Genomic DNA, 26,526 nt, shown 5'->3' with positions numbered 1-26,526 from the left:
GCTCGGTTTTATTTTTTCATAACTTTATATCAAAATAATACGATGAAAAATTTTGTTTCTTTTTTAATGATATTAATGTTGGCTGTAAGTTGTTCTCCGCAACAAAAAATTGCCGACAATAAAGAAAATACTACCATCAAACCAGAAAAAAACGAAGATGGCGAATGGGATATTGAAGTTTTGGATTCTCAATACGATTATTTCCTGAATGCGATTGCTCAACCGATGAACATGTATTCTGAAAGTTATTTGAAGAACAAAAACACTTTTTTGGTCTCCGAGTGGAATTCCTATTACTTTTCCGGAAGATACCGGAATGTGATTGAATCGTCGATCGATTACAATCCTCAGGAAAAATATGGTTTAAAGTTCGAGTACAAACTCTATCAGGTTTTTGCGTATGTTCAGTGGAAATACGGATTGAAAATGAACGGATTAAGCCAGACCGACGTTCGCTAGTTTAAATTCAATAAAAAAAGGTTCAGATAATTTCTGAACCTTTTCTATTATACTTTAAGTGAAATTATTTATTGAATTTCTCTTCAACTTTATCCCAGTTTACAACATCAAAAAACGCTGAAACATAATCTGGTCTTCTGTTTTGGTAGTTTAAATAATAAGCATGTTCCCAAACATCCAATCCTAAAACTGGAGTTCCTTTGCAATCAGCAACCGGCATCAAAGGATTATCTTGGTTTGGAGTAGAGCAAACCGCTACTGAACCATCTTCTTTTTTGCACAACCAAGCCCAGCCTGAACCAAATCTTGTTTTTGCTGCTTCCGAAAAATCTGTCTTGAATTTCTCAAAACCTCCGTAAGCTTCAATAGCTGCTTTCACGTTTCCTACCGGCTCTTTGCTACCTCCTGGAGTCAAAATTTCCCAGAAAAGTGAATGGTTATAGTGACCGCCTCCGTTGTTTCTTACCGCCGCTTTATCAGATCCTGTTTTGCAAATCTCTTCAATAGATTTTCCTTCCAAATCAGTTCCTTCGATCGCTTTGTTCAAGTTGTCAATGTACGCTTGATGATGCTTTGTATGGTGAATTTCCATTGTTCTTGCATCTATTGTTGGTTCTAATGCATCGTAAGCATAACCTAATTTCGGTAATTCGAATGCCATAATTTTTTATATTTAAATGTTAATACCCAAATTTACTCATAATCTGACCGCCCTCCAAAAATGAGCTACTACTTTAATAAATCTTTAACATTGATAAAATAAAAAAACCGCTCGAAAAGAACGGTTTTATATCTAAAAATAAGAATATTATCTATTCATACTCATCAAGAATTCTTCGTTATTCAGTGTTCCTTTGATGTTTTTATTTACAAATTCCATCGCTTCCACAGGGTTCATATCTGCGAGGTATTTTCTAAGAATCCACATGCGTTGTTGCGTAGTTTCATCTAAAAGCAAATCGTCGCGTCTTGTGCTGGAGGACACCAAATCAATCGCCGGATAAATTCTCTTATTGGCAATTTTTCTATCGAGTTGAAGTTCCATATTTCCGGTTCCTTTAAATTCTTCAAAAATCACTTCGTCCATTTTAGAACCCGTATCAATCAAAGCAGTGGCAATTATCGTTAAAGATCCACCTCCTTCGATGTTTCTCGCTGCTCCGAAGAATCTTTTTGGTTTATGAAGCGCGTTTGCATCAACTCCACCCGAAAGAATTTTCCCGGAAGCAGGCGTCACCGTGTTATAAGCTCTCGCCAGACGTGTAATCGAATCCAACAGAATCACCACATCATGGCCACATTCTACCATTCTCTGTGCTTTCGAAAGAACTAAATTCGCCACTTTTACGTGTTTATCAGCAGGTTCATCGAATGTAGAAGCAATTACTTCTGCATTGACGCTTCTTTCCATATCGGTAACTTCTTCCGGTCTTTCGTCGATGAGCAAAATCATCATATAAGCTTCCGGATGATTGGCAGAAATCGAATTCGCAATATCTTTCAACAACATGGTTTTACCGGTTTTTGGTTGCGCAACAATCATCGCACGTTGACCTTTACCAATCGGCGTAAATAAATCTACAATTCTGGTTGAAAGCGTAGAATTTTGTCCTGTTAAATTAAATTTTTCTTCAGGGAACAACGGAGTAAGAAACTCAAACGCCACACGATCTTTGATGAATTCAAGATCACGACCGTTCACTTCGGTTGGCTTCAGCAATGAAAAATATTTTTCGCCTTCTTTTGGCAAACGAACGATCCCACGAACGGTATCTCCGGTTTTCAAACCATAATTTCTGATTTGGTTGGTCGAAACATACACGTCATCTGGAGAAGAAATATAAGAAAAATCGGAAGAACGAAGGAATCCGTAGTTGTCCGGAAGTATTTCTAAAACCCCTTCAATGGTTACTAAACCGTCAAAATTGAATTCTTTTTTAGAATGTTCTTCCTGTTGGTCAGCGTTTTGCTGATTCCGGTTTTGGTTAGGATTCTTGTTTTGATTTCTTTGGTTGGGATGCTGAGGTTTATTCTGATTGGGATTTTTGTTCCCATTCCCATTTTGATTGGGATTTTGATTCTGATTAGGATTCTGATTTTTTTGAGGTTCCGGCTTTGTTTCGATTTCAGGAGCCGTTTCAGAAATCACATTTTCAGCAACTGCTACTTCTTTTGGAGCCGCAACCCGCTGTCTTTTCTTTTTTTGCTGAGGTTTTGGAACTTCAGAATCTTTGGGTTCAGCTATTTCCGGAGCTGGGATTTCAGCAGGTTGTTCTATTATCATTTCTGCGACAGGTGCTTCTGTGTTTTCAAACTGAATTTCTGTGGAAACCTCTACAGGTTTTTCGGTTTTCTTTTTCGCGGCCGGTTTTCTGGTCGTTTTTTTTGGTGCAGGAGCTGCATTTTCTTCTGTAGTCATAGGGAGTTCGGTGGCGTTGAAATAATCTTTTGCAACTTTCGTATTAGAAGCCTGAAAGTCTAGAATTGCAAAGATTTTATCATTATCGGTGCTGTTTCTAGCAATTTTAACGCCTAAATCTTTGGTGATTTTGGTCAATTCCGATTCGGATTTCGACCTTAACGTTTCAATGTTAAACATAAATTGTTATGTAAAAAGTATTTTTATAAGTAGGTGTAAGTAAGAAAGTTAAGTCGGACGACTTTTCTTATTGAAGCATTTGTAATGCAAATCTACATTAATTTTTTATTTATGCAAAAAATATTTGCTATTTTTGCACCTCATTCTCAAGGATATGCTGCAAAGAATACAAACAGTTTGGATATTTCTGGCGATTTTAGGCGCAATTTTTTTGTTCTTCACTGGGCAAGATTTTTCACTTTTCGGCACTATTCCATTCATGTCAATTGCTTGTGTAGTGTTGGTTTTGTTAGGACTATTAAGCATTTTTAGCTACAAAAACCGCAAAAGACAACTTCTGCTGAACTTGATCAGCATTATGATAAACGCTTTGTTGCTCGGTTTATTGGCGTATTGGCTACTCAATTTATCTGGAGGAATTGATTTTCCTGAGAAAGGTATTGAGCCGTTTTTCCCGTTTTTATCGGTAATTTGTTTGTTTATCGCAAACATTTTTATCAGAAAAGACGATAGGCTCGTAAAATCTGTAGACAGACTCCGCTAAACTCACAACGATTTTTTTTGAGTGAAACAGTTCCTTCGGGAGCTGTTTTTTATTTCTATGTTTGAAAATATTTATCTTTATCAAAAATTATTCATGAGAAAATATTATTTCCTTTTTGCTGTATTATGTTCTGCAATTGTATTTGCCCAAGAAGTATCCAAAGAAAGAGTGACGAAAGTACTTTCCGCTTTAGCCTCTGACAAAATGAAAGGTCGGGAAATAGGAACTCCAGAAAACGATTCCGCTGCATTCTACATTGCGCAACGTTTTCAAGAAAACAATTTAGCATTTTGCACCGGCGATTCTTATCTTTTACCTTTTGAATACAAAGGAAAAGTAGCATACAATGTTTGTGGAATTCAGAAAGGAAAATCCGAGAAAATTTTAGCTTATTCGGCTCATTTTGACCATATTGGATCGACAAATAAAAATGGTGACAATGTTTACAATGGCGCAGATGACAACGCAAGTGGCGTAACCCTCGTTGTTGGATTATCCGATTATTTCAAAAATGCTAATCCAGATTTTTCAATGATGTACATGGCTTTTAACGGCGAAGAAAAAGGAATGAAAGGATCCAAAGCGCTCGCTGATACCCAGAATTTACAATCTACATTCAGCAAAATCAGTGCATTGTTTAATTTTGAAATGGTGGCTTCCGTTTCTCAGTTTGGCAAAAATGCACTTTATATGACCGGTGACGAGTTTTCTGATTTCGATGAATTATTGAATGCAAATGCAGAAAATCAACTTAAAATTTATCCAGATCCTTACCTCGGACAACAACTTTTTTACCGATCCGATAATGTAAGTTTTGTGAAAAAGAAAGTGATTGCGCATTCGTTATCTACTGTGGACATGAATGTTGCGAAACATTACCATCAATTAAATGATGACGTCAATATTGTGAATTTTGATAATCTCACCTCGATCATCAACAGTTTCGGAAAAACGATCCAAAAACTTACTCCGGAAAATTTTAATCCAAAGTATAATGAAAACGTAAATCTGAACTAATTGAAAATTCCGTAATTTCGCCCATTAATTTCATTGAATGAAACCATTACAACGCATTCTTTCTTACGCCAAACCTCATCAGAAATATCTTTTTGGAAGTATCTTTTTCAATTTGCTGTATTCACTTTTGCAGATTTTTTCTATCGTAACGATGCTTCCGATCCTTAGGATTCTGTTTAAACTCGATAAAGAAGTTGATACCTCTTCACCACCGGTTTACAGCGGAAGATTTGCTGATTATTTTGCCTATGCGAAAGATTTGGCTTATTATAAAATCCAGATGAATGTGAATGAATATGGAGCAATCCAAGTTCTGGCGGTTCTTTGTTGCATCACGGCGGTAGCGTTTTTACTGAGAAATTTGTTCAGATATTTAGGTTCTTATCTTTTGGTAAATTACAGAGTGGGCATTACCAAAGATCTTCGTACTTCGATGTATGATAAATTCTTGAAACTTCCGGTTTCATTTTTTACGGAACAAAGAAAAGGCGACATGATGTCGAGGATTTCCAATGATATCGGCGCAGTAGAAAGCGGAATCATGGGAAGTTTGGTCGATTTGCTCAACGCTCCTTTCATGATTATTTCGTCACTCGTTACGCTTTTTATTCTTTCGCCAAAACTTACATTGTTTTCATTATTGGTTTTCCCGATCATGGGCGGTTTGATTTCTTGGGTCGGAAAAAGCCTGAAAAGACAAGCACATTCCGCACAAAATGAATTGGGAAATCTCTTTTCTTTGGTTGATGAAACATTGAAATCTTCTAAAGTAATTAAGATTTTCAATGCCGATAAAATTCTAAAAAATCGTTTCAATACCACCACAGATAATTGGCAAAAATATGCTATCGGAATGAGCCGCAGACGAGAATTAGCCTCACCAATGAGCGAATTTCTCGGTTCTGTAACAATTTTGATCATCACTTGGTTTGCCGGAACCGAAATCATCAACGGAACCAACAAAGATCCGGTTACTTTTCTTGCATTTATCGGAGTTTTCTTTCAGATTTTAGATCCTGCGAAGAAATTATCCAATGCGATTTCAGCAATTCAAGGTGGAATGGCGAGTTTGGAACGGGTTGCTGAAGTTTTAGATTATGATTTAAAAGTCGAGGAAATTGCAAATCCTATCGGAATTTCAACATTAAAAGAAAAAATTGAATTCAAAAACATTGGATTTTACTACGATAAAGACAATGTTATTTTAAAGAATTTTAATCTCATCATTCCAAAAGGGAAAACGGTCGCTTTGGTAGGGCAATCGGGTTCCGGAAAAACCACGATTGCCAATCTTTTGGCCAGATTCTACGATGTTCCGGAAGGTGAAATTCTTGTGGATGGAGAAAATATCAGAAACTTAAAACTCGAAGATTACCGCCATCTTTTGGGAATGGTTACTCAGGAATCGGTTTTATTTAATGATTCCGTTTTCAACAATATTTTGATGGGAAAACCCGATGCAACCGAAGAAGAAGTAATGGCAGCCGCGAAAATTGCCAACGCTCACGAGTTCATCCAGAATCTTCCGGAAAAATATTACACCAATATTGGCGATGATGGAAATAAGCTTTCTGGCGGGCAAAAACAGCGCGTTTCTATCGCAAGAGCAGTTCTTAAAAATCCACCAATCATGATTTTGGATGAAGCGACTTCCGCTTTAGACACCGAAAGTGAAAGATTTGTGCAAGATGCTTTAGAAAAAATGATGGAAAACCGAACTTCTTTGGTCATCGCTCACAGACTTTCAACCATTCAAAAAGCCGACTGGATTGTTGTGATGGAACGAGGAAATATCGTAGAACAAGGAACCCACGAGGAACTGATGAACAATAACAATGTCTACAGAAAGTTGGTGGAATTGCAGAATTTTGGGTAAAAGGGTTTGAGAATTTTCAAATTACCTCATTGAAAAATTTTCAAATTGAATTTATTTCCCAATCATCTTTTTAATCGAATTCAGTTTTATTAAAGCTTCAATCGGCGTCAAAGTATTGATGTCGATTTTCGTTAATTCTTCCCGAATATTTTCAAGAACCGGATCATCTAGTTGGAAAAATGAAAGTTGCAAATTCTCTTCTGTAATTGCTTTTGCAGCATCTTTCGGACCACTTTGGGAACGGCTTTTTTCTAAAGTTTTCAATACTTCATTTGCGCGATTCACCACTTTTGAAGGCATTCCTGCAAGTTTCGCTACATGAATCCCGAAGCTATGTTCGCTTCCACCTGGAAGTAGTTTTCGCATGAAAATAATATTCCCTTTATTCTCCTGAATCGAAACGTGGAAATTTTTAATTCTTTCAAAATTCACCGTCATTTCGTTGAGTTCGTGGTAATGCGTTGCAAACAAAGTTTTCGCCTGAGTCGGATGTTGGTGAAGATATTCCGCGATCGCCCAAGCAATGGAAACACCGTCGTAAGTGGAAGTTCCGCGGCCAATTTCGTCCAACAAAATCAAACTTCGCTCGGAAATATTATTCAAAATATTCGCTGCTTCGTTCATCTCGACCATGAAAGTAGATTCGCCGGCCGAAATATTATCCGTAGCTCCAACTCTGGTAAAAATTTTATCGAGAATCCCGATTTCCGCATGTTTTGCTGGAACAAAACTTCCGATTTGCGCCATTAAACAAATGATTGCAGTTTGCCTTAAAATCGCAGATTTACCCGCCATATTCGGTCCTGTAACCATGATGATTTGCTGCGAATCTTTATCTAAAAATAAATCATTCGGAATGTATTTTTCGCCCAACGGAAGTGCATTTTCAATGATCGGATGTCGCGCTTCTTTCAATTCTATCGCGTAAGAATCATTTAAAATCGGTCTCGTATAACTTTCGGAAACTGCCAATTCCGACAAACCAACGCCACAATCGAGTTCCGCGATAATTTTTGAATTCCCTTGAATGGCATCAATGTAAATCATCACATTTTCGCAAACTTTTCGGTAAAGTTCATGCTCAATTTTCGAGATTTTTTCTTCCGCGCCGAGGATTTGTTCTTCGTAATCTTTCAGCTCTTCGGTGATGTATCTTTCGGCATTCACCAAAGTTTGTTTTCGAATCCAATCGCTCGGAACTTTGTCTTTATGCGTATTTCGAACTTCAATAAAATATCCAAAAACACCGTTGAAACTGATTTTTAAACTTGAAATTCCTGTTCGTTCGATTTCTCTTTCGCACATTTCGTCAAGGAAATTTTTGCCTTTGCTTTGCAAACTTCGCAAATGGTCGAGTTCTTCGGAGATTCCGGTTTTAATTACGTTTCCTTTCGCAATATTGACGGGAAGTTCTTCATTCAAATAATTCACCAAATAACTAATGATTTCTTCCAAGTTATTCAATGGTTCTATCCACGCTAAAACATCATCAAATGGATGAAGCAGCGATTTAATCTGATGAATATTTATCAAACTGTGGCGCAGATAACCTAATTCTTTCGGTGAAATTTTTTCGGAAGCCAATTTTCCCATCAATCGGTCAAGATCGGAAATCGATTTTAGAAGTTGCTGAATTTCATATTTCAAATGATCTTCTTTATTGAAAAACTCAATTAAATTCAACCTCCTGTTAATTTCATCTACTGATTTTAATGGCAAAATAAGTCGTCTCCTGAGCAATCTTCCGCCCATTGGCGTTGAAGTTTTATCGATAATATTGAGTAAAGATTTCCCTTGCGGATTACTTGGATAGACGATTTCGAGGTTTCTTAACGTAAAATGATCCATCATCAGATAATCATCCTGCGGAATCATTTGAATTTTGGTAATATGCTGCAAAAGAGCATGATGCGTATCTTCAACCAAATAAGCAAAAATAGATCCGGCGGCAATAATTCCAAGTTTAAATTCTTCAATTCCGAAACCTTTTAATGAATTGGTTTTGAAATGACCTGTAAGTTTTTCGTAAGCATAATTATACTGAAAAGCCCAATCTTCCAGCTTAAATGAGTTTTTATTTTTGAGTTGAGAAGGAAGTTCCGTCGACCTTTGATAAATAATTTCGCTGGGATCGAAAGTGTGAACGATGTGCAACAATTTCTCTAAATTCCCTTCAGAAACCAGAAATTCTCCGGTAGAAACATCCACCAAAGCGATTCCAAATTTTTCTTTTTCTTTATGTACAGAAAGCAGGAAATTATTCTTTTTCGAGGTTAAAACCTGCTCATTGAAAGTAACTCCGGGAGTGACAAGCTCAGTAACGCCGCGTTTAACAATACCTTTCACGGATTTCGGGTCTTCCAGTTGGTCGCAAATCGCAACACGAAGTCCGGCTCTCACGAGTTTTGGCAAATAAGAATCCACGGAATGATGCGGAAAACCGGCAAGTTCGATATGACCTTCCCCGTTGGCTCTTTTCGTAAGAACAATTCCTAAAATTTGAGAAGTTTTTATGGCGTCGGTTCCAAAAGTTTCGTAGAAATCCCCAACGCGAAACAGCAAAAGCGCATCAGGATATTTCGCCTTGATCGTGTTGTATTGCGTCATTAGTGGGGTTTCTTTCTTTGCCATAAGTTGTTTTAGGCCTCAAGCATCATACTTTTAGCCATATTTTTAGTTAATTTTGCCAAAAATACGAAAATGTCATCCACCAAGAAACTGAAACTCGAAGAATTAGGCCGAATCGATATAGAAACCTTCAAACAAACCCAAAAAATTCCTTTGGTGGTAGTTTTGGATAATTTGAGAAGCATGCATAATGTAGGCGCAGTTTTCAGAACGGCAGACGCATTTATCGTGAATAAAATTGTGCTGTGTGGAATCACACCGCAACCGCCGCATCGGGAAATTCATAAAGCGGCTCTCGGTGCAACGGAAAGCGTGGATTGGATTTACAAGAAAAATATTTCAGAAGCTTTGCAGAATCTGAAAAACGAAAACTATAAAATCATTGGAATTGAACAAACTTCAACTTCGGAATTAATGACGGATTTTGTCATTAATAAAGAAGAAAAATACGCTTTAGTCCTCGGAAATGAAGTGGACGGATTGAGCGATGAAGCGCTTCCGATGTACGATACTTTCCTGGAAATTCCACAATTGGGAACCAAACACTCGCTAAATGTATCGGTTTGTGGCGGCATTGTAATGTGGGAATTTTTTAAAAATTTGAAATAAATTATTCCAGATTTTTAATTTTTAAGAGATTCCATTTCCCATTAAAATATTTGAAAAGACAGACTTTATCTACTAAAAAAGAATCTTCGAACGTTTTTAACTGATATTCTTCCCACGCTATTTCAAAATTTTCCGGACTTAAATCTTTGTAAGCTACCGTTAAATGAGGATTCAACTTAGCATAAGGATGAAATTTCATTTGTGATTGTACCTCATCGTATAAGATCTGGAGTTCCTCCTTATTTTCGGGTTTGATGAAAATAGCAGGTTTGTATATATTGGGAAAACATCCAAAATCTTTAAGAAAAACCTTAAAAGGAGCCGATTTTAACTTCATTTGAGAAAAATTTTCCACCAAAATTTCTTCCTCTTCATCAAATCTGAAAGGTTTAATCAAAGTAATATGTGGAAAATTTTTATATGATTTTACCGAATTAAACCGGATAGCAAAATCTTTACTGAATTTTCGAGCTTTGTCACGAAGTTCTTTATGCGGAACTACTGCGATGAAATATAAACTCATAAGAAGTTTTATATCAATTTATCTCCAACCGCCACCAAGCGCTTGATACAGCTCAACTCCGGCTTTCATTTTGGCATATTCCGCATTGGAAATATTCAGTTCGGCATTCAATGAATTTACTGATGCATTCAGCACTTCCAGATAATTCGCCATCCCATAATTCACGAGTTCTTGGGAAAATTCCACCGATTTTTTGTAGGCGGAAAGTTCTTTTCTCTTCAGATCAATAAATTTATCCTGAGATTCATATACTTTCAAAGCATCGGAAACTTCTCTTCCAGCTGTGAGAAGGGTTTTTCTGAAGTTCAGATATGCTTTTTCTTTATTGGCCAAACTCACTTCATAATTGGTTCGGATTTGTCTTTGGTTCAAAATGGGTTGCATCAAACCGCCTACAACATTAGCAAAAAGAGAATTTGCATTAAAAAGATGATCGATATCCAAACTCTGAATTCCACCACTTCCGGTGATTCTTAAGGTTGGATAAAACTGAGCTTTCGCAGCTTTCGATAGTTCAAAAGCAGCCATTAAATCGTATTCAGAAGCCATCACATCAGCTCTGTTCGACAATAAATTGGCAGAAAAACCGAGTTGGTATTCCGCGGGCATTTTTTGTTGTGATAAAGAGGTTCTTTCAATTTTCTGAGAAGGAACGCCCATTAAAAGACTCATGGTATTTTCTAAAAGAGCTATTTGCGTATCGGTATCAATCAGTAAAGATTGCGCATTAAAAACCAATGCTTCACTCTGTTGCACAGCTACTTCCGTGAGTGTCCCGGCTTCTTTCAACGCTTTGGTGGTTTCGAGATTTTTGTTTCTTAAAGCAATGGTTTCGCTAATGATTCTTTTCTGTTCATCAAAAGTTAAAAGCTGATAATAAGTTGACGCAATTGCAGCAACCAAATCGCTTTTCACTGCTTTATGTGCGGCAACGGTACCTAAATACTGAGCTAATTGCGCTTTTTCCTGAGCTTTCATTTTCCCCCAAATATCAGCTTCCCAAGAAATATCGCCGCTTAAATCGAAGAGATTATTATATTTTCTTCCACCCGAAATTTGCCCAAGTTGGGTATTTAAAGATTGGGTTTGAAAAGTATAAGAAGGCCCCACAGAAAGCGTAGGTTGATAAGCAGCTTTACTTTGTTTTAAATATGCTTCAGCCGAAACGATGTTTTGTAATGCAATTCTGATATCGAGATTATTCTCCAAACCTTGAGCAATATGTTTCTGCAAAACAGGATCAGTGAAAATTTCTCTCCAAGAAACAGTCGCTGTGCTGGTGGAATCTTTCGGAAGATAATCTGTTCTGAAAAGGTTTTCATTGATATCTTTTGGTGTTTCATATTTTTCGCGGGTCGCACAAGAGGACACCACGAAAACCGTCAACAAAAGGAAAATGATTTTTATGTTTAACTGTTTTTTCATTTTAAATATATTATTCCGCGAGGTTGAATTCTTTTTTCTTCAAAGGTTTAATTTTTTCCTGCAACCATTGGAAAATCACGTACAATACAGGAATCGCTACCAAACCGAAGAAAGTTCCGATTAATAATCCTGCCGCCGCTCCCGTACCAATCGAGCGGTTACCAGTGGATCCAATTCCGGAAGCAAAAACTAATGGAAGCATCCCGAAAATAAAGGCAAAAGAGGTCATCAAAATCGGTCTTAATCTCGCTTTTGCAGCATTAATCGCTGACATCGCCAATGTCTCGCCGTGATGTCTTCGTTGCACGGCAAACTCCACAATCAAAATTGCATTTTTAGCCAAAAGTCCCACCAACATAATTAAGGCAATCTGGAAATAGATATTGTTTTCCAAACCGGCAATTTTTTGCCCAAAATAAGCACCTGCAACCCCGAGTGGAAGTGAAATGATTACCGCCAATGGCAGCAAGAAACTCTCATATTGAGCGGAAAGAATGAAATAAACAAACACCAAACTCAAAATAAAAATAACCGCAGTTTGCGAACCTGAACTTACCTCCTCTTTGGAAAGTCCGGTAAATTCCACCACATAATCGGATGGTAATTTTTCAGCCGCCACTTCCTGAACCGCTCTAATCGCATCACCAGTTGAATATCCCGGATTATTGGAACCCGAAATTGAAATTGAGGTAAAGAGGTTATATCTTTCAACCGATTTTGGTCCGAAAGCTCTTTCCATTGTTACAAATTGTGAGACCGGAGTCATCTGACCGGAAGCGGTTTTTACATAAATACTACTTAAATCCGTCACTTCATTTCTGGAATCAGGAAATGCCTGAACCATCACCCTGAATTGTTTCCCATATTTGGTAAAATCTGCAGCATAAACTCCTCCAATATATCCTTGCATGGTGCTGAGAATATCCGATACCGACACACCAGTTTCTTTAGCTCTTGGTACATCAATCACCATTTCATATTGTGGATAATTGGTATTGAAAGAAGTTTGTGCAAACTGAATCTCAGGTCTTTGCATCAAAGCTCCTAAATAATCTTTGGCAACGGCATCAAGTTGTTTCAAATCTCCACCCGATTTATCAAGCATCACCGCTGAGAAACCATCACTGGTCCCAAATCCTGGAATACTTGGAGGCGAGAAAAACACAATTTTCGCATCCGCATATCGACTTCCGAGACCGAATAATTTCTTGGTAATGGATTCTACCGATTGATCAGAATCTTTCGCTCTTTCGTCAAATGGTTTAAGTCTGATGAATGCTTGTCCGGCATTGGAACCAGATCCGGACATAAATCCGCGGCTTGCCGTAAAAGTTACGTTAGAAACTCCCGGAATTTTTCGGGCTTCGTTTTGCAAATCTTTTAACACATTATAAGTCCTTTCCATCGAAGCTCCCGGTGGAAGTGCAACATCGGTAAAGATAATTCCACGGTCTTCTTTAGGTACAAATCCGGATGGCATGGTCGAATTTGACCACCAGAAAAATAAACCTCCTACCGCAAAAATAATCAGGGTAACCCATTTGTGTCTTAATAGGAAAACGAAAAATCTTCCATATCGATCAGTTGTTGATTTAAATGCGACATTGAATTTATAGAAAAATTTATCTTTTAAATTCATCGTAGAGTATTCTTGATGATGCGCTGGATTTGGTTTTAAAAATAAGGAACATAAAACCGGACTCAGCGTCAATGCATTCACCGCAGAAATCAAAATCGCAACAATCAAAGTGATTCCAAATTGCTGATAAAAAACGCCTGTAGGTCCTGTAATGAAAGTCACAGGAATAAACACCGCCGACATTACCAAAGTAATGGAAATAATAGCTCCGGTAATTTCGTCCATCGCACTGATGGTTGCTTTTTTGGCATCGGCAATACCATGTTCCATTTTGGCGTGAACGGCTTCTACGACGACAATCGCATCATCCACAACAATTCCAATCGCTAATACCAAAGCGAAAAGTGTCAATAAGTTTAATGAATATCCGAATAAATTAAGGAAGAAAAATGTTCCTACGATAGAAACAGGAACTGCAATCGCCGGAATCAAAGTAGATCGGAAATCCTGCAAGAAAATATACACCACAATAAACACGAGAATAAAAGCTTCCAGAAGCGTGTGTACCACTTTTTCAATAGAGGCTTCAAGAAAATCGTTTGTGTCAAAATTGATGGTATAACCTACATCTTTAGGTAAGGTTTTTTCATTTTTTTCTAAAAAAATTTTAATGTCTTCAATAATATCTTGAGCATTGGAACCCGGTGTTTGGAAAATCCCCATACTCACAGAACTTCTCCCATTATTTTCCCCTTTTGAAGTGTAAGATTGCGCATCAAGTTTGATTTCTGCAACATCTTTTAACTTCAAAAACTGTCCGTTTCCGAGGGATTTTAAAATGATATCGCCGTAATCTTTTTCCTGATTGAATTTTCCTTTGTAAGTAATAACGTATTCAAAAGAACTTCCGCTGTTTTGCCCGAGTTGTCCTGCAGCAGCTTCACGAGATTGTTCGTTGATTGCGGCGGTTACTTCGCTTGGTTCTAATCCGTAAGCAGCCATTTTTGATGGATCGAGCCAAATTCTCATCGAGAAAGTTTTTCCACCAAAAGCTTGTGCATCTCCAACTCCATTAATTCTTTTAATCTCCGGAATTACATTGATATTGAGGTAATTTTGAAGCCAAACTTCGTCCAAATCTTTGTTAGCTGTGTAAAAAGAAAGGAACATCAAGGCGCTGGTTTGCTGTTTCTGAACGATAACTCCGGAACGCGTAACATCCGATGGCAAAAGCGGTGTCGCTCGTTGTACTTTGTTCTGAACGTTTACGGCTGCGATGTCGGGATCAACTCCTTGTTTAAAAAACACTTGAATTCTTGCCGAACCATCATTTCCGGCGGAAGAAGAAATATAATCCATTCCTTCAACTCCATTCACCTGTTCTTCGATGGGAATTACCACACTGTTCATCACGGTTTGCGCACTGGCTCCGGTGTAGTTTGCGGAAATACTTACGGTCGGTGGAGCAATATCCGGATATTGGGTGACAGGCAATTGGTTGAGTCCCAAAACCCCTAAAATTACAATCAGAATCGATACAACACTGGATAAAACCGGTCTGTTAATAAACTTTTTTACCATTAGAATATTGGTTTTATAGCGTTCACGATTTCATCAAAATTCACGGGTTTTGATTTAACGGCGGTTCCCGGTTTCAGGGTTCCTACTCCTTGTGCGACAATTTTATCTCCTTTTGCAACGCCGCTTTTCACAACAACCAAGTTGTTGACACGGTCCGCCACTCCAATTAATATATTTTGAGCCGTATCTTTTTCCACTTTGTAAACATAAACCAAACCTTGCTGCTCGAAAGTTGAACTTTCCGGAACAACCAATGCTTGATCGTAATGTTTTGGAAGTTTGATGGTACCACTATTTCCGTTGCTCAATAATTTCGTAGCATTCGGGAAGGAAACTCTAAACTGAATGGTTCCGGTTTGGGAATCAATTTGTCCGGTTACGGCTTGTATTTTTCCTTTCTCAGGATATTTGCTTCCGTTGGCCAATTCCAATTCAACCATCGGCATATTTCTAAGTTTTTCAGGAACTGTAGCACCAACAGAATCTTCTAAAAATTCGAGATATTCTTTTTCATTCATTGAAAAATAAGCAAAAACTTCGCTGGTATCGGAAACGGTTGTTAAAGGAACCTGATCGGTTGGTCCTACCAAACTTCCCACTTTTAAAGGTAATCTTCCGACAACCCCAGAAATCGGAGCGCGAATAATGGAATAATTGATGTTTTCCTGAACACCTTTATAATTTGCGGAAGCTTGCGAAACATTTGCCGAAGCTTGTTGCTGTGCTGCAATGGCTTGTGAAAGTTGCGCTTGTGCTCTTGCCAGATTTGCTTTTGCGGTTTCCAACTGAACATTGCTGATGATATTTTTCTGAACCAAAGGAATCAATTTGTTGACTTCCACCTGAGCGGCATTCACACTCGCTTTTGCAGCATTTACATTCGCTTTTGCGGCGCTTACTCCCGATTGAGCAGCACCAATTCCGGCTCTTGCCGCATCTGCAGATTCATTCAGCATATTGGTTTCTAATCTGAAAAGCGGTTGACCTTTCGTTACATATTGTCCCTCATCCACCAAAACTTGAGTGATATATCCTTGAATTTTTGCACGAACGTCATTATTTACCCTTCCTTGAATTGATGTTGGAAAAGATAAATAACCGGTAACATTTTTCTGCTGAACCTCTACCACAGGAACTTCTTTTGGTCCATCCGGTTTCTTTTCTTCTTCCTTTTTACAAGCAAGAACAGATAATAATGAAAGGGAAAAAAGGATTATTTTATTTTTCATAGTTAAATTTTATGGAGTGTATGTTCAATGTTTTGAATATTTTTATTTAAAAGAGTTTTGTAGTTTTCAAATCGTTCAATAAGATTTTCGTCCGGGCTTTTACGGTAAGCATTGATTTTATCAAGAATCGCAACTTCACGTTTCAATCGGTTGATAATGGACGTAAACCGAATTTGAATATAATTTTCATTGATGGTAAAGAAGCGTTTTCTTTCATTAATTTTAGTAAAATCTATAATTAAATTGGCGTTCAGAAGCAAATTGAGGTTAGAAGAAACCGAACTTTTACTTGCCGAAAAAACTTCGACGAATTCCTCGAAGCAAATTCCCTTTCTTTCGAAATCGAAAATTAGGTACGAATAAATCTTAGCGGAAAGTGGCGGAAGATTCAGGGTTTCCCCATAAAACTTCATCATTTCACAGAACAGGTCTTTATCTATTTCTAAGGTTGAATTCATTATGCTACAAATATATCAAACTAGTTCAGAACAAAACGAACCAAACACTTGATTTAACAAAAATTTAGCATTCCATAAGCGTTTAAAATGGTTCACAACAAAAAATCCGAGACAGAAAATCATTTATTTTATTAATTTTGTTGAATGGATTTACGAGATCAACTGAAAAACCTATTCCCGGAACACGAAGAGCAAGACTTCGAAATGCCGGAAGAAAAATTCGTTCAGAAAGAACCTTTGGTGTGCAAATTTGAAAAAAAAGGCAGAAATGGGAAACCAGTAACCTTAATCGAAGGCTTCGAAGGAAGCGATGAGGAACTTAAATCCATCTCTAAAAAAATAAAAACAACATTGGGAATCGGTGGTTCTGGAAAAGATGGAATCATTGTAATTCAAGGTGATAACCGTGATAAAATCATGAAAATTCTTCAGGAAATGGGTTACAAAACCAAAAGAGTCGGCGGATAATTGCCCAGAAATTTTAACAAAACAAAAAATCTCCTTACCTTTAAAATCCTTTTTCTGAAAGGATTTTTTTAATCTTAAAAATAAAAATTATGCTTAATAAATTAGCGGCTTCCGAATTGGTTCTTAATGAAGACGGAAGCGTGTATCACCTCAATCTTTTGCCGGAAGATCTTGCCGAGAAAATAATTTTGGTTGGAGATCCGGATCGTGTACCGAAAGTTTCCAAATATTTCGACAAAATCGAAATCAAAAAAAATAAAAGAGAATTTTACACCCACACCGGAACGCTGCGCGGAGAAAGAATTACCGTAATGTCCACCGGAATTGGTACGGAAAACATCGATATCGTGATGAATGAGCTGGATGCGTTGATGAATATCGACCTTCAAAAAAAGGAATTTAAAACCAATCATCAATCGCTGCAACTTTTCAGATTGGGAACTTGTGGAAGCGTAAATCCCGATGTGGAGGTCGATAACATGCTCGTGACCCAAAACGTGGTTGGATTAGACGGATTGCTTCATTTCTACCAAGATTATCAATTTAAAAACGAGTTCTCGAGAAATTTTATGGAGAAATTTCCTTACGAAAGAATAAAACCGATGTTGTATTTTTCCGATTGGGCAGAAGATATTTCCGATTATTACAAAGACGCGAAATACCACGGAAACACAGCGACTTTCCCAGGATTCTACGCTCCACAAGGAAGACAATTGCGATTGAAAGCTTTGGATGATCAGTTTTTGGAAACCTTAAACGACTTGGGCGTGACCAATTTCGAAATGGAAACTTCAGCAATTTATGGGCTTTCTAAATTACTCGGACACAAAGCTTTAACTGTAAATTGTGTTATCGCCAACAGAAGACGTGGCGAATTTTCTGCAGATCATCACGCTTCAGAAAAGAATATGATTGAATGGGTTTTGGAGAGAATCATTAAATAAAAATTACAAGTAAAAATAAAAATGCGGCTCCACCAAGCCGCATTTTTTATTGATTTCTCACCCAGCAATCTTGAAGATGATCATTGACCATTCCCGTCGCTTGCATGTGCGCATAAACTACCGTGGAACCAAGAAATTTAAAACCTCTTTTCTTTAAATCTTTAGCCAAAGCATCAGAAATTTCAGTCGTGGCAGGAATTTGTGATAAACTTTCCCGACCATAATCAATAGGTTTTCCATCAACAAATCCCCAAATATATTCGGAAAAAGTTCCGAATTCTTTTTGCACTTCCATGAACTTTTTTGCATTGCTTATTGTGGCCAAAATCTTCAATCGGTTTCGGATAATTCCAGCGTTTTGCATTAATTCTTCTACCTTTTCGTCGGAATATTCTGCGATTTTTTGGTAATTGTAATCATCAAAAGCTGCTTTGAAGTTTTCTCGTTTTTTCAGAATCGTGTACCATGAAAGTCCTGCTTGAAAACTTTCAAGAACCAAAAATTCAAAAATCGTTTCGTCGTCGTAAACAGGTTTTCCCCATTCCTGATCGTGATAATTTCGGTACAAATCATCTTTTTCGCACCAAGCGCAACGTATTTTTTCCATGATTCAAATATAGTTTCTAAAATTCTTATTCCAAAAATTATCTAGTAATTATTAAGTTGAAAGAAGTGAATTAAGAAAAATTTATAGAATATTTAACATGATTTATAAAGTTTAGGAATGGATGTTGCAACTTAACATAATATCAAATCACAAATATTAATTTAAAAAAAAACGTTATGGACAGACAAGATTATAACAAAGCAGAAAACGCTGTGAACGAAGTAAAATGGACTGTAAACGATTACGCTGAAAGAGCGAAAGACTACATCCGCGAACAGAAAGAAAATAACGCTGAACCAACTGCTGAAGGCTGGTTCGAAAGAGCGAAAGCAAATGTTTCCGATGCTTGGGAAGATACAAAAGATGCTGTTTCTGATGCATGGGAAAAAACAAAAGATTTAGCTGACAACGCTTGGGAAAACACTAAAGATGCAGCTGAAGATGCAAAAGCAGAGGTGAAAAAGGCGACCAACTAAAAGAAGCTTCTAAGTAAAAAAAAGAAACCTAAAGAAATTTGGGTTTCTTTTTTTATGCCGTAAACAATAAAAATTTTAAATTTGTGAAAAATAACAATATTATGTCATACGGATTACTAAAAGGCAAAAAAGGAATTATTTTCGGTGCACTGAACGACCAATCTATCGCATGGAAAGTTGCCGAAAGATGCCACGAAGAAGGTGCTGAATTTATTTTATCGAATGCTCCCATCGCAATGAGAATGGGCGAAATAGATGAGTTGGCTAAAAAAACCGGTTCAGATGTTATTCCAGCTGATGCAACTTCAGTTGAAGATTTGGAGAAGCTTTTTGCTCATGCGGAAGAAAAATTCGGTAAAATCGATTTCATTCTGCACTCAATTGGGATGTCCGTTAACATCAGAAAAGGAAAGGCTTATACCGACCTTAATTATGATTTTCTTGAAAAAGGTTGGGACGTTTCTTCCGTTTCTTTCCATAAAGTGATGAAAGCAGCTTGGGATAAAGACATCATGAACGAATGGGGTTCAATCTTGGCTTTAACTTATATCGCGGCACAAAGAACCTTCCCAAATTATGGTGATATGGCCGATAACAAATCTTATCTTGAAAGCATCGCAAGAAGTTTCGGATACTATTGGGGCGAAAGAAAAGTGCGTGTCAACACCATTTCCCAATCTCCTGTAATGACTAAAGCCGGCGCCGGTGTAAAAGGAATCAGCGGATTCTTCAATTTCGCCGACAGCATGTCTCCACTTGGAAATGCGGATGCTTTAGATTGTGCAAATTACTGTGTGAGCCTTTTCTCGGATCTTACCAGAAAAGTGACGATGCAGAACCTTTTCCACGATGGAGGTTTCAGTAACACCGGAGTTTCACAAAAAATCGTTGATAAATTTGAAGATTTATAAGAATCAGATTCTTTAATCATATTTAAATCCACTCAATCGCTGAGTGGATTTTTTTATCTTGATATTTTAGGAATTACGGGTAAACTTTCGTTTCCAGATTCCGAAATACTTCGCACCGCAAAAAGAAAATTATCTTTTGAATAAGGAATCGTGATTGAAGTTTCTGTGGTAAAAATTTTCCCGGTCCAAACAGAACTATCCGTTTCTCTAACCAACACCTCATAGCCTTTGATTTTTCCTAAAGAAGGCTTTTCCCAACTCAATTTTGTGGTATTTGACAGTTCCTTTACATCCATTAAAACATTTTCAGGTCGTGGAACAGATTTCGCCAAATTAGCCAAAACAGCAACGTTTACAGCTGTGTTCGTTCTTAAATAATCAAAATCCATAAAATCAGCTAAATCCCCATATTTTTTTCCTTTTTCTGTCCTGATATCCTGATGCTGATGATCGTAATTTTCATAATAATCCGTTAAACGAACTGCCGTAAATCCATGATTGACAAAAGGAGTATGATCCCCGCCTCGCAAAAAACGGTCGTTTCTGTAAATCATTTTGATGTCTATATTTTTCACGTATTCTTCTCCTATTTCTTTTATGTACCGCGCAAGTTGTCGTGCTGGACCATCATTTTCAAGACCGTAATTTCTGATAGTCGGCGAATTTTTTTCTGTTTCAAACGCCGGTAAACCCTCACTGAAAATTCGAAGTTTCGGCGTACCGGAATTTTTAGGCGCATCAAAGCTATTATTTCCAATCATGTCATTATTCAAAACTGCTTCTATTTCCCAATTTTCAGCTTTTGCTTTGTCTGCTAACATTTTCGCACCCAAAAGTCCCTGTTCTTCTCCGCTTACTGCAACGAAAAGAATTGAAACCGGAAATTTTGATTGACTTAAAATCCTCGCACTTTCTATCACCGCGGCTAATCCGCTCCCATCATCATTGGCGCCTGGTGCAAAACCACTCGCATCCATAACGTCAGAAACCCGTGAATCAAGGTGGCCGGAAATTATAATGATCCTTTTATCATTGGGATCGGTTCCTTTTAACAATGCCGATGCATTTCCCAAGTTGGTAACTTTGTTGATGCGCTTTCCATCGGGCTGCAAATCTTCATTCTGAAGAAATACTTCCATCCTTCCACCAGAATTCTTGGCGTAATTTCTGAATTTGGCCAATACCCAGTTTCTTGCTGCACCAATTCCTTTATAAGGATCAGAAGTAGAGCTCATGGTATGTCGGGTTCCGAAACTCACGAGTTTTTCAATATTCGCTTTAAGAGAATCCTTATTCACCTGATTTACATATCTCACAATTTCAGGATCTTTTACGGTTTTCTGTGCATTGATAATCAAAGACGTCAACAACGCTAGAAAAAAAAAGGTCTTTTTCATTTCAAATTTTTAATTTCATTTGTAAAATTTGCAACAATTTCATCTGTCGTTGCCCAAGAAGTAATGATTCTAATGGCTGATTGCTCTTCATCTATCTTTTTCCAAACATAAAAATCGTAATTCCGCGAAAGTTGGTCGATCTGGCTTTGGGTTAAAATAGGGAAAATTTGGTTGGTAAATGTTTCAGCCAGAAAACTGCAACCCTGCTCTTTAAATGCTTTTTTAATTTCCATCGCCTTCTCATTGGCATGTTTGGCCAATTCAAAGTACAAATCATCTTTCAACAATTCCTGAAATTGAATTCCGAGAAGCCTTCCTTTCGCCAACATCGCTCCTTTTTGTTTTAAATGAAACCCGAATTCCTTTTGCAAATTTTCATTAGAAATGACAATTGCTTCGCCAATTAACGCTCCGTTTTTTGTTCCTCCCAAATAAAAAGCGTCTGTATATTTTGCAATATCTTCCAATGTTAAATCGTTGGTTTCCGAAGTTAAAGCATGGCCAAGTCTTGCGCCATCAAGAAAGAGATAAAGTTTTTTTTCTTGGCAGAATTCATACAAATCCTGTAATTCCCGTTTTGAATAAATCGTTCCAACTTCAGTAGAATTCGATATATAAACCAATTTCTGTTTCACCTGATGTGGAATATTGGTATGAAGATCCATGATTTTCTGAACATCTTCAGGTTTTAACTTACCATCTTTGGTTGCTACGCCATGTACTTTGTGGCCGGTTGCCTCGATAGCGCCAGTTTCATTAGTGAAAATATGACCAGTTTCTACAGCTACTACACTTTCATGAGGCCTTAAAAAGGCGGAAATCACAATTAAATTGGCCTGAGTTCCACCCGATACAAAATGTACTTCCGCTTTTGGATTATTGATCTTCTTCAAGATGATTTCCTTAGCGTTTTGGGAATATTCATCAAGGCCGTAACCATTTTGCTGAATAGAATTATACTTTACCAAAGCCTCAAGAATTCTTGGATGGCAACCTTCGGAATAATCATTTTTAAAAGAGTATTTCATCTATGGAAATTTAAATAATTGGATGTAACTAATATTTCCGATAAATTTAGAAAAAAAGGGTGATTACACGGTGAAAAAAGGGTTAAAACACCTGAATTATTTACAAAATATTGTATCATCTTTGTCATGCAAAAACGAAGAAAACAAAAAGCTAATAACCATTTTAAAATTAAACCTACGAAAAACATACATTTTCATTAAAAAATTCTCATGCTTTTTAATCATACAATGTAGTGTTCTTGAAGGTTGATAAACGTACAATTTCATTGTGCGTTTTTTTTGTCAATTTATTATTGTTAGATTTGTATTATACTCAATCTAACTTTATGATTTCCCTTACCGAAGAAAATTACCTTAAAGCAATTTTCCATTTAATAACCGCTGAAAACACCGTAACCATCAACGAACTGAGCAAATTCTTAAATGTGAAAATGCCGAGCGTAAACAACATGATGAAGAAATTTATGGATAAAGGCTGGGTTGTTTATGAAAGTTATAAACCTCTAAAAGTAACTGATTCCGGAAAAAAACAAGCTGCCTTGGTCGTTCGAAAACACCGATTAACAGAAATGTTTCTGGTGGAAAAAATGAATTTCGGCTGGGAAAATGTTCATGAAATTGCCGAGCAACTGGAACATATCCATTCAGAAACTTTTTTTGATAAAATGGATGAACTCTTGAATTACCCAAAATATGATCCACACGGCGAACCCATCCCAGATAAAGACGGAAATATTATTGCCCAAGATCTAAAAAAACTAAGCAATTGTGAGGTGAAAGATCAGGTCGTTTTTGCTGCTGTAACTTTAACCGATGAGGATTTCTTGAGTTTTCTTAATGACAAAAATCTGGAATTAGGACAAAAAATAGAAGTTTTAGAAATCGAAAAATTCGACCAGTCGATGCTCATTAAAATTTCCGGAAAAGAGTTGGTATTAAGCAAAATTGTCAGTGAAAAAATCCTTGTAAAAGAATAATCTACCAAGAGTGGTTTTTGGCTTATTGCCACAATTCACTTAACTTTGTAACATTCACAAAAAAATCAATAAAAATTAAAAATATGTCAAAAGCAATTTCGCAAGTTCCTTTCGCAGTGAACGAACCGGTAAGAACCTACGAACCAGGATCTGCCGAAGTGAAATCCTTAATAGCAACCTACAAAAAAATGTGGGCAGAAAAGGTAGAAATTCCAATGATCATCAACGGGAAAGAAGTGAAATCTGATGAAAAAATCGCAATTAGCTCTCCTCAAGATCATCAGCATGACCTTGGTTTCTATTACAGAGGAAACATGCAACATGTGGATGAAGCCATCAATACCGCTCTTGCAGCAAAAGAAAAATGGAACAACCTCGGTTGGGAACAGCGTGCAGCTATTTTCTTAAAAGCAGCAGATTTAATCGCAGGTCCTTACCGTGACCAACTCAACGCAGCGACGATGATCGGGCAAAGTAAAAATGTTCATCAGGCGGAAATTGATGCTGCTTGCGAATTCATCGATTTTCTTCGTTATAACGCAGAATTTATGACTGAAATTTATTCTGATCAGCCAGTTTCTGATGCTGGAATTTGGAACAGATCAGAATATCGTCCATTGGAAGGTTTTTGTTTTGCCGTAACTCCTTTCAACTTTACTGCGATTTCCGGAAACTTGCCAACTTGTATGGCGATGATGGGAAATGTAGTGGTTTGGAAACCTTCGGACAAACAAGTTCTTTCTGCTAAAATCATTATGGATATTCTTATCGAAGCTGGTTTACCTGCAGGGGTAATCAATATGGTTTTCACGGATGGTAAAGAAACTGCAGAGAAAGTTTTGGCGCATCCAGATTTTGCAGGATTGCATTTTACAGGCTCTACCAAAGTATTCCAAGGAATGTGGAAAATGATTGGTGACAATATTCACCAATACAAAACGTACCCAAGAATCGTTGGCGAAACCGGTGGAAAAGATTTCGTAATGGTGCATCCTTCTGCCAATGTAGAAGCAGTTGCAACAGGTTTGGTGCGTGGCGCTTTCGAATACCAAGGTCAAAAATGTTCAGCGGCTTCAAGAGCTTATGTTCCGAAATCGCTTTGGAACGATGTGAAAAAAGTAATGGAAGCTCAATTGAAAACCGTAAAAATGGGAAGCCCTGAAGATCCTTCTAATTTCATCAACGCGGTAATCGACAAAAATTCTTTTGAAAAATGCAAAGGATATATTGAAAGAGCTGAAAAATCCGGAGACGCTTCCGTAATTCTTGGTGGAAAATGCGACGATTCTAAAGGATGGTTCGTAGAGCCAACCGTGATTGAAACAACCAATCCAAAATACGAATCGGTTTGTGAGGAAATTTTCGGACCAATTCTTTCCGTATTTGTTTATGAAGATAAAGATTGGAAAGAAACTTTGAAATTAGTTGATGAAACTTCACCATATTCACTTACAGGATCAATTTTCGCGCAAGATCGTTATGCGATTGATGAAGCTTATAAAGCTTTAGAAAATGCTGCAGGAAACTTCTACATCAATGATAAACCAACTGGTGCAGTTGTTGGACAGCAACCTTTTGGTGGAGCTAGAGCTTCCGGAACCAATGACAAAGCAGGTTCTAAAATGAATCTTTTGAGATGGGTTTCTGTGAGAAGCATCAAAGAAACTTTTATTTCTCCGAAAGATTATAAATATCCTTATTTAGGCTAAAATTGCCACATAACGAATTGAAACTCTGTCTTTATGGCAGAGTTTTTTTTATTTAAAAATTCTAAACAAAACCCTAAAAAATTATCGATATTTTTTTCATCGAAGAATAGCTAATACCAACTAACTGAATAAGTATTTTAACAAAAATTTATATATTTTGATAAATAGATGGCACGCTTTTTACAATTACATTAATATCAAATTAATTTTTTCAAAAAACCACTTAAAACTTAAAATTATGAGCACTAAAAGAAACGGATTACTTGCATTATTGGGACTTGGAGCATTAGCTTTTTGGAAGTACAAAAATTCAACTCCAGAAGAAAAACAAGCAGTAAAAGATAAACTCAACACTGCAAAAGACAACTTCAACAAATTCGGAAGCGACTTGAAAGCTAAAGCAAACGATGTAGCTTCACAAGTTCAAAGTAAAGTAGAAGAAGTGAAAACTTCTGCAGAAAACTCTGTAAATCAAAACTAAACATCGTTTTCATATATAAAAGAAACCGCGATATCCGTTTTTGGGTATCGCGGTTTTTGTTTTAATGCCAAAAAAATCCCGAATAATTCGGGAATTTTTATTTTATTTTAACAAGGCATTGAAAGTGTCTCCTTGTCGGATATCACCGGTGTTATAGCCTTTCATAAACCATTCTTTTCGTTGCGCGGAACTTCCGTGTGTGAAACCTTCCTGATTTACATATCCTTGCGAACGCTTCTGAATATTGTCATCACCAACTGCTTCTGCTGCGGAAATTGCTGACTCGATATCGCCTGGTTCTAATATTTTTTCGCGGTTGTCGGTTTGTTTTGCCCAAACTCCGGCGTAGAAATCCGCTTGAAGTTCTGTCGCTACAGAAACTCTGTTCATATCCGATTCCGAATATCTTCCGCTATTTCTAAGTTGATCGACTTTTTGTGTAGTTCCCAAAAGCGTTTGTACGTGGTGACCGATTTCATGAGCCATCACATAAGCGATAGAAAATTCTGTAACCTGCGCGCCAAATCTTTGCTGTAATTCTTGGAAGAAACTCATATCCATATAAACCGTTTGATCAGCCGGACAATAAAATGGTCCCATCGCAGCTTGAGCCGCACCACAACCGGATTGCGTTGCGTTTTCAAACAAAACTACTTTCGGTGCTCTGTATTGCATTCCATTTTCCTTGAAAATTTCACCCCAAGTTTGCTCAGTTTCGTAAGTAACCATTTGTACAAATTCTCTCACTTTCAACTCATCCGGAGTCAAATCTCTCTGTTCGGTTTGTTGCGTAGAACTTCCCATTCCGGAAGAAAGAATCGCAGAAGGATCGCCTCCAAGGAAAAAAATAATTGCCGCAATAATAAGCGTTCCTAAACCTCCGCCTACAAGCATTCCGCCTCCACTACCAAAACCGCGGCGATCGTCCACATTGTCGCTTCTATCGTTTGTCCATCTCATAATGACTATTTTTTAATTAAAATTCGGAACTAAAAGTACAA

General features: G+C 37.3%; 24 protein-coding genes. 12 read left to right on the top strand and 12 right to left on the bottom strand.

The annotated features are described in order from the left end of the window. Positions 1–42: 42 nt before the first annotated feature. Entirely contained in the window at positions 43–459 is a 417-nt protein-coding gene (locus NOV28_RS09415; RefSeq protein WP_255930156.1) for a DUF6146 family protein, read from the top strand. 64 nt (positions 460–523) lie between these two features. Here NOV28_RS09415 and NOV28_RS09410 read toward each other — a convergent pair whose 3' ends face one another. Together NOV28_RS09410 and rho are read right to left on the bottom strand one after the other, a co-directional pair. Further along, positions 524–1,120: a superoxide dismutase gene (locus tag NOV28_RS09410; protein ID WP_255930154.1), complete on the bottom strand. Its 597-nt coding sequence runs from the start codon at positions 1,118–1,120 to the stop codon at positions 524–526. A 147-nt stretch (positions 1,121–1,267) separates the two neighbouring features. Beyond that, positions 1,268–3,058, bottom strand: a complete 1,791-nt coding sequence (gene rho, locus NOV28_RS09405) for a transcription termination factor Rho (protein WP_255930152.1) — start codon at positions 3,056–3,058, stop codon at positions 1,268–1,270. Positions 3,059–3,212: 154 nt separating this feature from the next. Here rho and NOV28_RS09400 point away from each other — a divergent pair, with 154 nt between their 5' ends. The 3 genes from NOV28_RS09400 (at position 3,213) to NOV28_RS09390 (ending at position 6,495) form a co-directional block, all read left to right on the top strand. Continuing rightward, the gene (locus NOV28_RS09400; RefSeq protein WP_255930150.1) at positions 3,213–3,602 is read left to right on the top strand and encodes a DUF4293 family protein; all 390 of its coding nucleotides are present in this window, start codon (positions 3,213–3,215) and stop codon (positions 3,600–3,602) included. 93 nt (positions 3,603–3,695) lie between these two features. After that, the gene (locus tag NOV28_RS09395) at positions 3,696–4,619 is read left to right on the top strand and encodes a M28 family metallopeptidase (RefSeq protein WP_255930148.1); all 924 of its coding nucleotides are present in this window, start codon (positions 3,696–3,698) and stop codon (positions 4,617–4,619) included. Positions 4,620–4,656: 37 nt separating this feature from the next. Further along, entirely contained in the window at positions 4,657–6,495 is a 1,839-nt protein-coding gene (locus tag NOV28_RS09390; protein ID WP_255930146.1) for an ABC transporter ATP-binding protein, read from the top strand. Between the two features lie 51 nt (positions 6,496–6,546). Here NOV28_RS09390 and mutS read toward each other — a convergent pair whose 3' ends face one another. Continuing rightward, positions 6,547–9,126 (bottom strand): DNA mismatch repair protein MutS, encoded by a 2,580-nt coding sequence (gene mutS / locus NOV28_RS09385; protein WP_255930144.1) that lies wholly within the window; start codon positions 9,124–9,126, stop codon positions 6,547–6,549. Between the two features lie 69 nt (positions 9,127–9,195). On the opposite strand from mutS, the gene NOV28_RS09380 reads away from it, so the two are divergent. Further along, positions 9,196–9,732, top strand: a complete 537-nt coding sequence (locus NOV28_RS09380; RefSeq protein WP_255930142.1) for an RNA methyltransferase — start codon at positions 9,196–9,198, stop codon at positions 9,730–9,732. Between the two features lies 1 nt (position 9,733). Here the strand turns inward: NOV28_RS09380 and NOV28_RS09375 are convergent, their stop codons facing one another. The 5 genes from NOV28_RS09375 to NOV28_RS09355 are packed head-to-tail and all read right to left on the bottom strand — an operon-like array spanning position 9,734 to position 16,527. Then, the gene (locus NOV28_RS09375; RefSeq protein ID WP_255930140.1) at positions 9,734–10,255 is read right to left on the bottom strand and encodes a 2'-5' RNA ligase family protein; all 522 of its coding nucleotides are present in this window, start codon (positions 10,253–10,255) and stop codon (positions 9,734–9,736) included. 18 nt (positions 10,256–10,273) lie between these two features. Beyond that, complete coding sequence (locus NOV28_RS09370; RefSeq protein ID WP_255930137.1) at positions 10,274–11,680, bottom strand: efflux transporter outer membrane subunit; 1,407 nt, start codon at positions 11,678–11,680, stop codon at positions 10,274–10,276. Positions 11,681–11,690: 10 nt separating this feature from the next. Further along, positions 11,691–14,840 carry an efflux RND transporter permease subunit gene (locus NOV28_RS09365; RefSeq protein ID WP_255930135.1) on the bottom strand — a complete coding sequence of 1,050 codons (3,150 nt, stop codon included), beginning with the start codon at positions 14,838–14,840 and terminating at the stop codon, positions 11,691–11,693. Further along, positions 14,840–16,069 (bottom strand): efflux RND transporter periplasmic adaptor subunit, encoded by a 1,230-nt coding sequence (locus NOV28_RS09360; protein ID WP_255930133.1) that lies wholly within the window; start codon positions 16,067–16,069, stop codon positions 14,840–14,842. The genes NOV28_RS09365 and NOV28_RS09360 overlap by 1 nt, the downstream gene beginning before the upstream one ends. A gap of 2 nt (positions 16,070–16,071) precedes the next feature. Continuing rightward, positions 16,072–16,527: a transcriptional regulator gene (locus NOV28_RS09355; RefSeq protein WP_255930131.1), complete on the bottom strand. Its 456-nt coding sequence runs from the start codon at positions 16,525–16,527 to the stop codon at positions 16,072–16,074. Positions 16,528–16,671: 144 nt separating this feature from the next. Between NOV28_RS09355 and NOV28_RS09350 the strand changes: the two genes are divergently transcribed. After that, complete coding sequence (locus NOV28_RS09350) at positions 16,672–16,995, top strand: translation initiation factor (RefSeq protein ID WP_255930129.1); 324 nt, start codon at positions 16,672–16,674, stop codon at positions 16,993–16,995. Positions 16,996–17,084: 89 nt separating this feature from the next. After that, positions 17,085–17,939: a nucleoside phosphorylase gene (locus tag NOV28_RS09345; RefSeq protein ID WP_255930127.1), complete on the top strand. Its 855-nt coding sequence runs from the start codon at positions 17,085–17,087 to the stop codon at positions 17,937–17,939. Positions 17,940–17,985: 46 nt separating this feature from the next. Here NOV28_RS09345 and NOV28_RS09340 read toward each other — a convergent pair whose 3' ends face one another. Continuing rightward, the gene (locus tag NOV28_RS09340) at positions 17,986–18,546 is read right to left on the bottom strand and encodes a DNA-3-methyladenine glycosylase I (RefSeq protein WP_255930125.1); all 561 of its coding nucleotides are present in this window, start codon (positions 18,544–18,546) and stop codon (positions 17,986–17,988) included. A 176-nt stretch (positions 18,547–18,722) separates the two neighbouring features. Between NOV28_RS09340 and NOV28_RS09335 the strand changes: the two genes are divergently transcribed. Both NOV28_RS09335 and NOV28_RS09330 read left to right on the top strand, forming a co-directional pair. Continuing rightward, complete coding sequence (locus NOV28_RS09335) at positions 18,723–19,022, top strand: hypothetical protein (protein WP_255930123.1); 300 nt, start codon at positions 18,723–18,725, stop codon at positions 19,020–19,022. Positions 19,023–19,123: 101 nt separating this feature from the next. Continuing rightward, on the top strand, positions 19,124–19,933 hold the full coding sequence (locus NOV28_RS09330) for an enoyl-ACP reductase FabI (protein ID WP_255930121.1): 810 nt from the start codon (positions 19,124–19,126) through the stop codon (positions 19,931–19,933). A 53-nt stretch (positions 19,934–19,986) separates the two neighbouring features. Here the strand turns inward: NOV28_RS09330 and NOV28_RS09325 are convergent, their stop codons facing one another. Then, positions 19,987–21,330 (bottom strand): M20/M25/M40 family metallo-hydrolase, encoded by a 1,344-nt coding sequence (locus tag NOV28_RS09325; RefSeq protein WP_255930119.1) that lies wholly within the window; start codon positions 21,328–21,330, stop codon positions 19,987–19,989. After that, positions 21,327–22,358, bottom strand: coding sequence for a threonine aldolase family protein (locus NOV28_RS09320; protein ID WP_255930117.1), 1,032 nt, complete (start codon positions 22,356–22,358; stop codon positions 21,327–21,329). The genes NOV28_RS09325 and NOV28_RS09320 overlap by 4 nt, the downstream gene beginning before the upstream one ends. Before the next feature lie 326 nt (positions 22,359–22,684). On the opposite strand from NOV28_RS09320, the gene NOV28_RS09315 reads away from it, so the two are divergent. From NOV28_RS09315 to NOV28_RS09305, 3 genes are all read left to right on the top strand, one after another. Continuing rightward, on the top strand, positions 22,685–23,335 hold the full coding sequence (locus NOV28_RS09315; protein WP_255930115.1) for a metal-dependent transcriptional regulator: 651 nt from the start codon (positions 22,685–22,687) through the stop codon (positions 23,333–23,335). Positions 23,336–23,418: 83 nt separating this feature from the next. Next, the gene (pruA, locus tag NOV28_RS09310; RefSeq protein WP_255930114.1) at positions 23,419–25,044 is read left to right on the top strand and encodes an L-glutamate gamma-semialdehyde dehydrogenase; all 1,626 of its coding nucleotides are present in this window, start codon (positions 23,419–23,421) and stop codon (positions 25,042–25,044) included. 238 nt (positions 25,045–25,282) lie between these two features. Then, positions 25,283–25,525, top strand: coding sequence for a YtxH domain-containing protein (locus NOV28_RS09305; RefSeq protein ID WP_255930112.1), 243 nt, complete (start codon positions 25,283–25,285; stop codon positions 25,523–25,525). A gap of 102 nt (positions 25,526–25,627) precedes the next feature. On the opposite strand, the gene ypfJ is transcribed toward NOV28_RS09305, so the two are convergent. Continuing rightward, positions 25,628–26,485 (bottom strand): KPN_02809 family neutral zinc metallopeptidase, encoded by an 858-nt coding sequence (ypfJ, locus tag NOV28_RS09300; RefSeq protein WP_255930110.1) that lies wholly within the window; start codon positions 26,483–26,485, stop codon positions 25,628–25,630. Positions 26,486–26,526: the final 41 nt, after the last annotated feature.

It is taken from the genome of Kaistella montana (assembly GCF_024436175.1).
Taxonomy (GTDB): Bacteria; Bacteroidota; Bacteroidia; order Flavobacteriales; family Weeksellaceae; genus Kaistella; species Kaistella montana.
Note: the sequence above shows the minus strand (reverse complement) of the source record. Positions and strands in the feature narration are given on the sequence as shown.

Excerpts from the sequence above, each read along its gene's own strand:
- ypfJ (WP_255930110.1), bottom strand. The coding sequence starts at position 26,485 with ATGAGATGGACAAACGATAGAAGCGACAATGTGGACGATCGCCGCGGT.
- NOV28_RS09320 (WP_255930117.1), bottom strand. The coding sequence starts at position 22,358 with ATGAAATACTCTTTTAAAAATGATTATTCCGAAGGTTGCCATCCAAGA.
- NOV28_RS09340 (WP_255930125.1), bottom strand. The coding sequence starts at position 18,546 with ATGGAAAAAATACGTTGCGCTTGGTGCGAAAAAGATGATTTGTACCGA.
- NOV28_RS09365 (WP_255930135.1), bottom strand. The coding sequence starts at position 14,840 with ATGGTAAAAAAGTTTATTAACAGACCGGTTTTATCCAGTGTTGTATCG.
- NOV28_RS09375 (WP_255930140.1), bottom strand. The coding sequence starts at position 10,255 with ATGAGTTTATATTTCATCGCAGTAGTTCCGCATAAAGAACTTCGTGAC.
- rho (WP_255930152.1), bottom strand. The coding sequence starts at position 3,058 with ATGTTTAACATTGAAACGTTAAGGTCGAAATCCGAATCGGAATTGACC.
- NOV28_RS09305 (WP_255930112.1), top strand. The coding sequence starts at position 25,283 with ATGAGCACTAAAAGAAACGGATTACTTGCATTATTGGGACTTGGAGCA.
- NOV28_RS09370 (WP_255930137.1), bottom strand. The coding sequence starts at position 11,680 with ATGAAAAAACAGTTAAACATAAAAATCATTTTCCTTTTGTTGACGGTT.
- NOV28_RS09345 (WP_255930127.1), top strand. The coding sequence starts at position 17,085 with ATGCTTAATAAATTAGCGGCTTCCGAATTGGTTCTTAATGAAGACGGA.
- NOV28_RS09335 (WP_255930123.1), top strand. The coding sequence starts at position 18,723 with ATGGACAGACAAGATTATAACAAAGCAGAAAACGCTGTGAACGAAGTA.
- NOV28_RS09410 (WP_255930154.1), bottom strand. The coding sequence starts at position 1,120 with ATGGCATTCGAATTACCGAAATTAGGTTATGCTTACGATGCATTAGAA.
- NOV28_RS09330 (WP_255930121.1), top strand. The coding sequence starts at position 19,124 with ATGTCATACGGATTACTAAAAGGCAAAAAAGGAATTATTTTCGGTGCA.
- pruA (WP_255930114.1), top strand. The coding sequence starts at position 23,419 with ATGTCAAAAGCAATTTCGCAAGTTCCTTTCGCAGTGAACGAACCGGTA.
- NOV28_RS09360 (WP_255930133.1), bottom strand. The coding sequence starts at position 16,069 with ATGAAAAATAAAATAATCCTTTTTTCCCTTTCATTATTATCTGTTCTT.
- NOV28_RS09390 (WP_255930146.1), top strand. The coding sequence starts at position 4,657 with ATGAAACCATTACAACGCATTCTTTCTTACGCCAAACCTCATCAGAAA.
- NOV28_RS09315 (WP_255930115.1), top strand. The coding sequence starts at position 22,685 with ATGATTTCCCTTACCGAAGAAAATTACCTTAAAGCAATTTTCCATTTA.
- NOV28_RS09395 (WP_255930148.1), top strand. The coding sequence starts at position 3,696 with ATGAGAAAATATTATTTCCTTTTTGCTGTATTATGTTCTGCAATTGTA.
- NOV28_RS09400 (WP_255930150.1), top strand. The coding sequence starts at position 3,213 with ATGCTGCAAAGAATACAAACAGTTTGGATATTTCTGGCGATTTTAGGC.
- NOV28_RS09380 (WP_255930142.1), top strand. The coding sequence starts at position 9,196 with ATGTCATCCACCAAGAAACTGAAACTCGAAGAATTAGGCCGAATCGAT.
- NOV28_RS09415 (WP_255930156.1), top strand. The coding sequence starts at position 43 with ATGAAAAATTTTGTTTCTTTTTTAATGATATTAATGTTGGCTGTAAGT.
- NOV28_RS09355 (WP_255930131.1), bottom strand. The coding sequence starts at position 16,527 with ATGAATTCAACCTTAGAAATAGATAAAGACCTGTTCTGTGAAATGATG.
- NOV28_RS09350 (WP_255930129.1), top strand. The coding sequence starts at position 16,672 with ATGGATTTACGAGATCAACTGAAAAACCTATTCCCGGAACACGAAGAG.
- NOV28_RS09325 (WP_255930119.1), bottom strand. The coding sequence starts at position 21,330 with ATGAAAAAGACCTTTTTTTTTCTAGCGTTGTTGACGTCTTTGATTATC.
- mutS (WP_255930144.1), bottom strand. The coding sequence starts at position 9,126 with ATGGCAAAGAAAGAAACCCCACTAATGACGCAATACAACACGATCAAG.